A 12237-nucleotide genomic window follows, 5' to 3' on the forward strand; every position below is an offset into this window, starting at 1 on the left:
ACACTGAAGTTTTAACTTCTCCAATTGCATATCTTCGGTGGCAGCTTCACATGCTGCCATTGCTACCCACCAGTCGAGCAGTCTTTGGATCGTAGATCATATTGATGATTGACCCATCCCGAATACGTTGAACAGCTTCGTCAATCACATGAAGCGGCACTAGGAACCATTCCCTCGGCTTGACTGGATGTCCAAAGCGATCTTCGATTGTCAAGTCGAGCTGTGCTGGCCCGAGCAAGCGGTGGAATATATTCTCCAACCTAATACGGTTCAGGTTGTGTAACGTATAGGTGGCGACCACCTCCACGTCAGCCAACATATAAGTAGCATCCTTGGCCGCGCCTGCGATGCGGGTCTCAACCTTCCCGCCTGTCACGCCGATCTTATGGATCAGCTCTCGGTGCTCGGCGACGAAGGAGTGGCTGGAGAGGCTGCGCAGCACGTAGATGGTTCCGGTCTCGATGTCGTCAGCCTCAGACGCATCGCCAAAAAGCGGCCCCATGTCCGGATCGGTTAGACGACGACCCGTCTCGTCCTTGTAAAGCGCACGCTGCAAGGAGCGAAGTAGCAGATCGCTTTCGGTGCCGTTGGCGTAGATAACACGCAAGCGGGCATTTATTTCTTTGTTGGGTGTGCGGTACGGTTCCTCCATCTCGGCCACATAGGCTAGTTGCCCACCAAGTATGAAAAAATTGCCGATGGCAATACTTGCATCGCGTCCGAAGCGCAGCGTTTTGCGAACGCCAGACTTCAGCTCCCGATCCACCAGCTCGAACAATGGTTGGAACTCATTAAAATCCGCACACGGCGTTCGGTCGGCGATTTCCTCAACCGCACGCTTTTCAGCGCTAGAACGCACATGGCGCAGCACATTGATGTCGTTTTGGTCGGCAGGCTCATCGCCAATACCTAACTCGGCCAGCAAGGCGTCTTCGTCCAATTCATCCACATTAGCCGCCGTCGCCGCTGTCGCACCAGACAGCAAGCCGGGGGCATCCAGCTCAGCCAGCAAGGTTTGCGCTTCCGGCAACTTGCGTAGCTGGTCTAGGCGCACCGCATACAGACGCTCGAAGATGTCTCGGTCCTCTCCATGCAACGGAGTGCGGCCGTGTGCCTGATAGAAGCGCAGAATATCCTCGAAGCCGGCGATAATGCGTTCCTCACGCGGAGTCCGGCTAGAAGCCTTAAGTGGGGTAACCTCTACTCCCAACGCATCCAGCAGCTCGTCATCATCCATTTCAGCCATTGCTGAATTCCCCCTGTACCTGCGCTGCTTTGGCCTGCGCACGGTAACGTGCGAGAGCAGCTACACCTTCTGCCATGCGCTTTTCCCAAGCGTCAGCGGAATTGATGTCAGGCAGGCGGCCTCGCTCATTCTTGAACTGCAAGGCACGTTTTGCCAGCTCTCGGGCTTCGTCCTCAGGGATACTCACCTTCTTGGCAGCAATGCTGGCCTGCACCTGCCGCAGCGACTTCTCATCCATTGCTTTTGCAAGTACCGCATAGGCGGCATCAAATGGGTTGATGCGGTCGATCAGGTCAATATCCAGATCGCGCACATTGACGAACTTGCGCACCCCATCTATCAAAGCTGTACTGCCATTTGTTGCGCCTTCAGCATCAGCCTGGGCCAATGCCAGTTTGGCCTGCTGTGTGATATTCATGGCAGCGATGGCGTGTTGCCGGATCGCCTCTTGATCTACCTCACTCAATTCCGGGTAACGCTCACGTACGATCTTGCCCATGCGCAACTGGGTCAGCTCTTCAGGCAAGGTGTTTTCCTTGTCGAACAGGCCACGCTCCAGCACAGTTTTGTCCTGCAAGAAGCTGGTGACCACTTCGTTCAAGTCTTCCTTGCAGATGCGCGTGGCCTCCGAGCTTTGTGGTGTTGCCAGTCCGTTGATTTCCACGTGAATCTGACCAGTGTCCTTGTTCACGCCGATGTTGTGGCCGCCCTCCTTGTAGCCTTCCTCGCCATAATCGAAGCCATCCTTCGGTCCGTTGTTCTTGGGAGTGAACTCGTAGCGCGGGGCCAATACTTGTTCCATTAACAGGCTAGCGGAAATGGCTTTGAGCATATCGTTCACTGCCTCGGCCACAGCAGCTTGCTCGGCTTCAGGCTCAGCAATCAGGTTGGTAAAGCGGGCACGCTCTTTGTTCTCGGCATCGCGCGTTGCGCGGCCAATGATCTGCACAATTTCGGTCAGACTGCTGCGGTAACCAATGGTCAGCGCGTGTTCGCACCATATCCAGTCAAAACCTTCCTTCGCCATGCCCAGAGCGATAATGACATCCACATGATCGCGATTGTCCTTTTGCTTCGGATCTTTAAGTGCAGCCAGCACGCGAGAACGCTGGGCCGGGTCACTGTCATCAACGAGATCGGCCACTTTCAGCGTGCTGCCATCCTGTGCTTTCACCAGATGGAAGCTCGTGACCGGATCAACCCCTTGCCACTCTCCCAGCGCGTTGATGATTTCATTGACCTCACGCTCCTTGTCCTTGAGGCTCTCGCGTGCATTGACGTTCGGAATATGCACGATGGTTTTCAAGGACGGATCCAACACCTTGGCGACGGCATCCACGTAACGGCCTGTGTAAAAGAAGTAGCCGATGTCCAGCGACTTGAGCCAATTGTAACCGTTGAGCTGTTCATAGTAGGTATAGGTAACTGTCTCGAACTTGGCCTCATCCGTCGGGACCAGTACTGCCTCACTATCGCCACGGAAGTAGGAACCGGTCATGGCAACCAGATGCACCTTGTCGCGGGCTATGAACGCACCCAATTGGCTGCCCAGCTTGTTGTCCGGATTGCTGGAGACATGGTGGAACTCGTCAATAGCGATCAGGCGGTTATCAAAAGCTTCGATGCCTAACTCTTCCACCGCAAAACGAAAGGTAGCATGTGTGCAAACCAGCGCTTTGTCGGCACTCTCCAGAAATTTGCGCACTGCGTCCACCTTAGACTTTGCCACCTTTGGCTCGTCCACCCCAGGGGCATTGCATAGGTTCCATTGCGGGGCAACCTGCCAATCCCAATAGAAACCGCACTGGCTCAGCGGCTCGTCGGCAAAGCTGCCACCAATGGAACGCTCCGGCACCACGATAATAGCTTGCTGTATGCCTTGGTTATTGATCTTGTCCAGTGCGACGAACATCAACGCACGAGATTTTCCCGATGCCGGGGGCGATTTGATCAATAGATACTGCTCGCCGCGCTTGGCATAGGCGCGCTCCTGCATTGCACGCATGCCTAGTGCGTTGGCCTTACTAGAGGCACCGGTCCGTGCTGTGGTGATAGATACCGATGGAATGGTATAGATATTGGTGGGGTTGCCTGCCTGCTCACTCATAGTTTGCTTACCTTTTTCGTTTTAGGCGTAGCTCTGACAGCCTCCGTCGTCATCTTGGTATATAGCTCAAACAGTTTTTCCAGCCGCTCGGTGTCGTTCTTAAAGCGGCGGCCGATATAGATGCGCTCCAGCACTTCATCGTTGCGTTCATGGGCACGCCGCAAGTTGTCCGGCATATTATCCTGATCGTACAGGTCGGCGATGGTAGCGGGGAAATGCGCTTCGCGGGCTAGCAGGATGTCCTCGGCGCATCTGGTGAGGTCAGCCTTGTTCTGTTCGGTGAGCAACGGTATGGAGAAAGTATTCCAACCAAGGGTATTGGAGTATCTGATTCGTGTCTCAAGTTTTCCGCATACCGTGATCGCCCATATTAAGTGCAATCTTGATGCTGCAATAGCGAAAAAACGTAGGTCAGCATCGTATAGTGCGAAAGCCGTGTTTGGGAACACAACATAATTACCTTCTAGTGTTACAGGTAAGTATGGTCTTGATTCAGAAGAAACATTAGGAATTGCTATTGTCCATTTTTTGCATGAGTTCATTTCACGAAACTGATGTGGCGTCAGTGCCATTTTGATCGCCCCAGCATCTGGAGAAGCAAGCCTGCTTTCTTTAACTGAAGCTAGTCTTTCAGCAATCAACTGATTTCGAAAGACAACATCCGGGATCTGCTCTTGTGGAAGCCACAGACAATATCTTTGAGATCCTTTAACAAGCTCCGCTCCTCCTTTGAAGATTCGAATAGACTTTTCGGGAAATCCGCTGTCCACCAGTCTCGCCTTCTCGTCACGATCTAAAAGCAAGCCATCCGAAAGCCCGTAGTAATTGCCCTTCACCATTTGAGACAGGTCTGAAACCGGACTTGATGCTTTCTCAACAAAAACACTGCGTCCCGGTACTAGATAGGGATTGATACGCTCAACTTGCTGCTTTACCTCATCCTCGATAAGGAAACATTGGCCATCACTTTGGCGTGAGCAGCCGATGATTACGACTGTGACTGTCGCGTTCTCCGAAGCTAAGTTCCGCCATCGAAACGACCTAACAGCAAAATCAATTCTGATCCCTTTATCAAATGCTGGCTTCCAGAAATATGCAACACTTTGACCTTGCGTTATTGAGTTTGTACTTACGAAGGCGAATCTTGATGTGGTGGCCGCCGTAAACTCTATCGCTTTCCAAAACCAACCGCAGATGTAATCAAGTGATTTCCAGTTGACGCTTGTATTAGCAAAGCAATTTCGAATGTCATTTTTCTGTTGCTTTGATTGGTCTGCGTTGCCTTTGTAGGGCGGATTCCCACAGATATACGTTTCCCCGCCTTCGTTCTCGAAGTCGATTTCCGTTTGATTGAGTGGAGTGTTAAACAAATCATCTGCGGCCAGCTTCACACCTGTGCCCGTGGGTGGGCAGATGTTCAACCAATCCAAACCAAGCGCATTACCGCAAATGATCCAGTTTTGCGCGTTTAGCGGCAGAAACTCTGCCAGCGCATCCTTCTGCCCGCGATACAGAACGTCACACTGGAACTCAGCAATGATGAGTGCTAGGCGTGCAATTTCCGCCGGGAAATCGCGTAACTCGATACCCCGGAAGTTGGTCAGCGGTATCTCACTGCCCAGATGCGATTCATCCCGGCGGCGGTTGATTTCCGCCTCGATCTCGCGCATCTGCTTGTAGGCGATGACCAGAAAGTTGCCCGAACCGCAGGCCGGATCGAACACGCGGATGCGCGCCATGCGCTTGCGCAAGTTGATCAGCTTGATCTTGTTGTCGCCCGCTTCTTCTAATTGCGTTCGCAAATCATCCAGAAACAGGGGGTTCAACACCTTGAGAATGTTGGGCACACTAGTGTAGTGCATTCCCAAGGCGCCCCGCTCTTCCTCATCGGCTACGGCCTGGATCATGCTACCGAAGATGTCCGGATTGATCTCGCGCCAGTTCAATTCTCCCGCCAGCCGTAAGTAGGTGCGCGCGATGCGCGTGAAGCGCGGCACTTCGGTACTTCCAGAAAATAGGCCACCATTCACATAAGGGAAGCCATTGGCCCAACTGGGCAAGCGGGGCTGGGAATTGACGCGCTCAGCGGCTTTGATATTCATAGCGCGGAAGATTTCGGATAACACCTCGTGGGTATTGGAACCATCACGTTCGCTCATCTGCTCTATGGTCTGGGTGAACAGACCTTCACCATTGAAGATGTCAGTGTCTTCGGCAAATAAGCAAAACACCAGCCGAGCCATGAAGTGATTCATGTCGGGGCGACGCTCCTCCCTAGCCCAGTCCGGATTTTTGCGTAGCAGCTCGACATACAACTTGTTGAGCCGCCCGGTGGCGCGCACGTCGACTGGATTCTCCTTGATCTCCTGGATAGTAGAGATACCAGCCAGCGGTAGGAAGAAGCCGAAGTGGTTCGGAAAGTCAGAGTAGGCGCAAGTGATGGTTTCGCCACTTATCAATTCTTCTGCCTCAAGGGTTTGCCCATCTGTAGCGAGAATGAACTTAGCCTTGGCCTTGATCGTGGCTGGACTGGCACGTAACGTCTTGAGGGTGTCACCTACGGCATCTGCATCGCATACAGCGATATGGATATTGTTGCGCTGGAGCACACCACCCTGCACGTCCGAAGAATTGTTGTTACCAGCACGCAGGCGCTTGAGGGTAGCGTCCTTGTTGCCGAAAGCAGCTAGGAAGACAAAAGGGAACTCTTCCTTGTCAAAAGGCTGGAGCGCTAAACTTGATATTGCTTCTTCGATCTCTACTGCGTTCATTAGGTCATTATTATTATTGAATAGAATAGACTGGTAGTGTCATTGAACAATAACCCACCCGTTTTCTGAGAAAAAAGAAGAAACACCAGAAAAATAAAGCATAACTATGGTGGAAATAGCCAAGCACAGAGCGACCAATCCATCAATAACCCAAATTAACCATTTCTGATGGGCGTGGCGTGCGTCTATCTCCTTATAGACATGCTGGAACCGAGACACAACCGTTTGGTACTTACTCTCAAGTTGTTGCTGTTGCTGGTCGACCTCATTTTTAACGGCCTTTAATGTATGACGTTGGTTGCGGATTAACAAATCCATCAAGATTGCAAAAATCAAAGCGCCCAACCAGATAAGCAGGTTTTTGCTAGTCCAGGCGCCTTTGTTTTCCATTTGACCGCCTACTAATACCAATGCAACCGGTACAGCCAATAGCTGGCTCTGCATGTCAGAAAATACCTTGTTCAGCTTGATCATGGCATCGAGCTTTTCCTTCTCGACCTCAGCTTTGACTTTCTGAAAGGAAAACTCCGCCACGTAGAGCTGATAGCTCGCTTGCACCTTCTCGACGAACTCCTCAAAGCGAGACAGCAATTCCGAGAACGGCAGTTTCTTCCGACCTAAAAACAGTTCAAGTAACGCCGTCTTGAGGATCGTCCGCTTCTGTTCTTTGTGGGTTTCGCTGGTAACGAATTCCGATTCAAATTTCTTTAGTGCTGGTAGCTCATGCAGGTCCACCACCGTGTAATGCGGTGTTATCTCGATTTTTTCTCTGTGCAGAAAAACCAACGTTTTGGCCTCCCCGACTCCGCCTTGATGATCAGCCTCTTTGGCAAACAAAGCATAGAGCTTTGTCGCAGCTAAGTAATGTTGACCAGTCGAGGGTAGCGTCATTTCATCACCACTGTACAGACTATCACTGTCCGCCAAATAAAATCGAAGTGGCGCAGTAATTCGCCTAGCCGGAGATGCCAAGACATCGTCTAGCGTCTCGAAGAATCCTGTGGCCACATGACACTCCAAGGTACTATCGGAGCTGTTCGCACTGATTAGCAGATCTGCATGATCCAAAGTAGCCCGCAAGGTTTCAAAATCGATGCCGTCACTTACTTTGCCACTCAACTGCCCGGCAGTAATTTGATAATTCTGCATGTTCTTGAACAGCAGAATTGTCAGATCGAGCGGGTCAGTCGGAAGCTGGTTCATCGTTGCTGGCCTTGTGTATCTTAATCTCGGCGATCAGCTCGTTAGGTAGGTTGTTAATAACCAGACAAGCATTGTCTTCATCAAAATCCACACGACCATCCTGAATGTCCTGCACATCGAAACTCACTTTGACCGACCCAAAAGAGCGTGAAATCCGTTTGAAACGAGTGTATGTGGCTTTATGTGGTTTGAAGGTTTCATTAACCTCATAGCCTCTGTCCCGTACATAGTCTGAAAAATCAGCCGGGGTCTGGTCATTTATTAAAGCCGATAGGGCTGTTAGGTTTACCGGTTCACCAGCTTTTTCCTTGGCGTCACAATAATCATATACACGTTGCCGGCCCGCGCGCTTTTGTTCTTGCGTCCAAGCATTATCGTGGCAATATGCCTCGAAAGCCTCGCGCATTTGCCCGGTATGATGTCTTGAGTCTGTATATTCCGTACAGCCCAGCGCTTCCCGGAAATATTTGGAAACCTCAGCTCCGCCCTGCCGCTTCTTGATGAAAGATAGATAGGGTTGGGTGTTGGCATGCCATTTTCCAAGGTCAACGCGTGCAGCTTCGTGTAGGTGATCAATATCGAAGCTCAAGGTGTCACTTAGCTCCAGCGTCTGCTCGTTGACACCAGTACCGGGCTTAAGCTTAAGCATGGCTACCAGCATCCAATCCTGCCCTTGATTCGTATATCGCAGGAACAAGGCATAGCCGCCTGTCGAAAAAGCTTCATCCCCCATCCTGGCAGCAATCAAGTCTGTAGCTTCCTGTGTGAAGGCAATAAAGTCATCGCCAGCAGTTACATAACCATTCATTAGCACAGGGAAGCGATACACCGTTTGGTTGGTATCGAACGTACCATAGCCACTAGTAGCTTTGCTATAAATTTTTAGAACATCTTCGACCGTGCGTTCAAGCCGTTGATCGACAGGTAAGCGAGACATGCGCTTGTGCGTAGTAGCGGAACTAGGCCCAGTAATGTTCCGACCCTTGCTTATACGATGCAGGATAGCTTCCTGAATTTGCATGTTCTCCCCTTGATGTATTTAGTTTAAAGAGTACTTAATTGGTTTTTATAGACAGCGGCAGACCGTCGTAGATTCCAGTGCAATCTATGCTTGTAAATGTACTACCTTAATGCTCTTAGGTTGGTGATCTCTATGCACATGGTATTAACATTTCATAAAAAACGGCCGCATAGAGCGGCCATTTCATGAGAAAGACTATCTTTTTTGTATTCTTGGGGAAAATCCTAGTATCTAGTGAATAACTCTACACGTCCAGATTCCCTGCTCGCAACGCATTTCCTTCAATGAAGGCACGGCGCGGCTCAACCTGATCGCCCATCAGGGTAGTAAAGATTTCATCTGCCGCAATGGCATCCTCGATCTGTACCTTGAGCAGGCGCCGAACTTGCGGGTCCATTGTCGTTTCCCATAACTGCTCCGGGTTCATTTCGCCCAGGCCTTTATAGCGCTGGATGTTGAGGCCTTGCTTGGCTTCGTTGAGCAGCCAGTCGAGTGCTTCCTTGAACTCGGTGACGGGTTGCTGCTTTTCGCCGCGCTTGATGCTGGCGCCCTGGCCCAGCAGGCCATGCAGTATATCGGCGGTCTTGCGCAGTTGGCGGTAGTCGCCGCTGGCCAGCAGTTCCGGGTCGATGATGCTGCTTTGCAGGTTGCCGTGCAGGTATTTGTTGATTTCCAGGCGGTAGCTGGCGGTTTCCTGGTCGAATCCCACCTTTACCTCGCAGCCGTAGTCGGCGAGTTGGCCGCGTAGTTCCTGGACGGCTTCTTCTGCGGTCTCCTGTGAGGTCAGGTCGAGTTTTGCCATGTGTTGCAGGGAGCGCAGCACGACTTCGTCGTACAGCGGCGCCAGGCGCTTGATGACGGCCTCGGAGAGCACCATTTCCTTGGCCATCTGCGCCAGCGTTTCGCCGGCGATGACGTTGCCGCCTTCGCTGGTGGTCAGTTGCGCGTTGTTGAGCGCAGATTGCAGCAGGTACTCATTGAGCTCGTGCTCGTCCTTGAGGTAGCGCTCGTCCCTGCCCTGCTTGACCTTGTACAGTGGCGGCTGGGCGATGTAGATGTGGCCGCGCTCGACCAATTCGCCCATCTGGCGGTAGAAGAAAGTCAGCAGCAGCGTGCGGATGTGCGCACCGTCGACGTCGGCGTCAGTCATGATGATGATGCGGTGGTAGCGCAGCTTGTCGGCGCTGAAATCGTCCTTGCCGATGCTGGTACCGAGTGCGGTGATCAGTGTGGCGATTTCCTGCGAGGAAAGCAGCTTGTCGAACCGCGCTTTTTCCACGTTGAGGATCTTGCCCTTGAGCGGCAGGATCGCCTGGAACTTGCGGTCGCGGCCCTGTTTGGCGGAGCCGCCAGCGGAGTCACCCTCGACCAGATAGAGCTCGCACTTGGCAGGATCGCGTTCCTGGCAGTCGGCCAGCTTTCCGGGCAGGCCCAGCCCGTCCATCACGCCTTTACGTCGCGTCATTTCGCGCGCCTTGCGTGCAGCTTCGCGGGCACGGGCGGCATCGACGATCTTGCCGCAGATGATTTTGGCGTCGATCGGGTTTTCAAGCAGGTATTCGGTAAGCTTGGCGGTAACGACTTCCTGTACCACAGGCTGCACTTCGCCGGAAACCAGCTTGTCCTTGGTCTGCGACGAGAACTTGGGTTCCGGCACCTTGACCGACAGTACGCAGGTCAGGCCTTCGCGCATGTCGTCGCCGGTGGTGTCCACCTTGGCCTTCTTGGCGAAGTCGTTCTGCTCGATGTAGGTGTTAAGGGTACGGGTCAGCGCGGTGCGCAGGCCGGTCAGGTGGGTACCGCCGTCACGCTGCGGAATGTTGTTGGTGAAGCATTGCACGGTTTCGGCGTAGGAGTCGTTCCATTGCATGGAGACCTCTACGGTCATGCCCTCTTTTTCACCGACCGCGTAGAAAATCTTGGGATGCAATACAGTCTTGCTGCGATTTACGTATTCGACAAAACCCTTCACCCCGCCGGAATGCGCGAAGTTTTCGCTCTTGCCGTTGCGCTGGTCGATCAGTTCGATCTTGACGCCATTATTCAGGAATGACAATTCACGGATACGCTTGGCAAGGAGCTCGAAGTGGAATTCGACGTTCCCGAAGGTTTCGGTCGCTGCCATGAAATGCACCTCGGTACCGCGACGCTCGGCAGTACCGGTCGCAGCCAATGGTGCAACGGGAACGCCGCGACGGAATTCCATCTGGTAGGCCTTGCCGTTGCGGCAGATCTTGAGGCGCAGCCAATCCGAAAGCGCATTCACCACGGAAACGCCCACGCCGTGCAAGCCGCCGGAAACCTTGTAGGAGTTCTGGTCGAACTTACCGCCCGCATGCAGCTCGGTCATCACGATTTCAGCAGCGGAACGCTTGGGCTCGTGCTTGTCGTCTTCCTTGATGTCGGTAGGAATGCCGCGTCCGTTATCCGAAACGCTGATCGAATTATCCGGGTGAATGATGACCTTGATATCGTCGCAGTGTCCGGCGAGCGCTTCGTCGATGGCGTTATCCAGGACTTCGAACACCATGTGGTGCAGGCCGGAACCGTCGGAAGTATCGCCGATGTACATGCCGGGGCGCTTGCGTACTGCGTCCAGGCCTTCAAGGATTTTAATACTGGAGGAATCGTAATCAGTCATCTTATGGTTTCACGTGAAACATTCGGTTGAAATGGGCGCGGGTCAGATGCGCATCGGCATGACGACATATTTGTAATTGTCGTCGCCGGGGACTGTTACCAGGCAACTGCTATTGGCATCGGCAAAGGAGAACGTGATGGTTTCCGTGCCGACATTGGTCAACACATCAATCATGTAGGTGACATTGAAACCGATATCGAGCGGATCGCCGCCGTAGTTGATTTCGAGTTCTTCTTCGGCTTCTTCCTGCTCACTGTTGCTGCTGATCAGGCGCAGGCTGTCCTTGCCCAATACCATGCGGATGCCGCGATATTTTTCATTCGAGAGAATCGAAGCGCGCTGCATCGCAAGAAGCAGCATCTGGCGATTTACTTCGAAAATATTCTGATATCCATTTGGAATGACGCGGGTGTAATCCGGGAATTTACCGTCAATTACCTTTGAAATCAAACGGATACCAGAAAAAGCGAAGTTGGCCTGATTGGCGCTGACTTCGATGGAAACTTCGTCGTCGCTATCATCCAGCAGCTTGATCAGTTCGAGAATAGTCTTGCGCGGAAGGATAAGTTCTTGTTTCTCGTAGCTTTGTTGCAGTTCGGTAGAGGTAAAGCTGAGGCGGTGGCCATCGGTACCCACGACATTCAGACGGTTACCGTTGACTTCAAATAGCAAGCCATTCAGGTAATAGCGAATATCCTGTTGTGCCATCGCGTATTCAACCTGACGGAGCAAGCGTTTCAGTTGGTTCTGCGCCAGCGTCAGAGTCAGGCTGGTGTCGCCGCCTCCCTTTGCCATCATCGGGTAGTCGCCTGCTGGCAGGGTTTGCAGATTAAAGCGGCTCTTGCCGGCTTTTACTTGCATGCGGTTGTCGGTGATCTCCAGGGTTATCTGTGACTGATCGGGTAGCGCGCGGCAAATATCCAGCATCTTGCGTGCAGAAACCGTAGTCGCTATATCGCTGCTAGGGGCTGCGGGCAGGGAAAGCGATATCTGCATTTCAAGATCGGTCGCAGTTAAAGTCAGCGTGTCCTGTTTCGCTTCCAGTAACAGATTGGTGAGGATCGGCAGGGTATGACGACGTTCGACAATGCCGCTTACAGAAGAGAGCGGTTTGAGTAATGCTTCACGATCTATTTTTATATTCATAGTACTAAATAACCCTAATAATATTTAATAATGCATGAATAATCTGTGGATAAGACTAATTCTCATTATAAATCAGTTAATTATTTTTTGACTAACCCTGCA

7 protein-coding genes are annotated in these 12237 nt (G+C 52.2%); all 7 read right to left on the reverse strand.

What is annotated here, in order from left to right; genetic code table 11:
- Nucleotides 1-46 precede the first annotated feature (46 nt).
- Nucleotides 47-1246 carry a GIY-YIG nuclease family protein gene (locus A7976_RS07110; RefSeq protein ID WP_067109371.1) on the reverse strand — a complete coding sequence of 400 codons (1200 nt, stop codon included), beginning with the start codon at nt 1244-1246 and terminating at the stop codon, nt 47-49.
- Nucleotides 1239-3353 carry a DEAD/DEAH box helicase gene (locus tag A7976_RS07115; RefSeq protein WP_067109374.1) on the reverse strand — a complete coding sequence of 705 codons (2115 nt, stop codon included), beginning with the start codon at nt 3351-3353 and terminating at the stop codon, nt 1239-1241. The genes A7976_RS07110 and A7976_RS07115 overlap by 8 nt, the downstream gene beginning before the upstream one ends.
- Nucleotides 3350-6124, reverse strand: coding sequence for a DNA methyltransferase (locus A7976_RS07120; RefSeq protein WP_067109377.1), 2775 nt, complete (start codon nt 6122-6124; stop codon nt 3350-3352). The genes A7976_RS07115 and A7976_RS07120 overlap by 4 nt, the downstream gene beginning before the upstream one ends.
- Nucleotides 6125-6163: 39 nt before the next feature.
- A complete protein-coding gene (locus tag A7976_RS07125; RefSeq protein ID WP_067109380.1) occupies nt 6164-7327 on the reverse strand; it encodes a hypothetical protein in 1164 nt (387 codons plus the stop codon).
- Nucleotides 7308-8348: a nucleoid-associated protein gene (locus tag A7976_RS07130; RefSeq protein ID WP_067109383.1), complete on the reverse strand. Its 1041-nt coding sequence runs from the start codon at nt 8346-8348 to the stop codon at nt 7308-7310. Before A7976_RS07130 ends, A7976_RS07125 begins: the two co-directional genes overlap by 20 nt.
- Before the next feature lie 244 nt (nt 8349-8592).
- Nucleotides 8593-10989, reverse strand: coding sequence for a DNA topoisomerase (ATP-hydrolyzing) subunit B (gyrB, locus tag A7976_RS07135; RefSeq protein WP_067109385.1), 2397 nt, complete (start codon nt 10987-10989; stop codon nt 8593-8595).
- Nucleotides 10990-11031: 42 nt separating this feature from the next.
- A complete protein-coding gene (gene dnaN / locus A7976_RS07140) occupies nt 11032-12135 on the reverse strand; it encodes a DNA polymerase III subunit beta (RefSeq protein ID WP_067109388.1) in 1104 nt (367 codons plus the stop codon).
- Nucleotides 12136-12237: the final 102 nt, after the last annotated feature.

The sequence above is a fragment of the Methylobacillus sp. MM3 genome (assembly GCF_001645185.1).
Classification (GTDB): domain Bacteria; phylum Pseudomonadota; class Gammaproteobacteria; order Burkholderiales; family Methylophilaceae; genus MM2.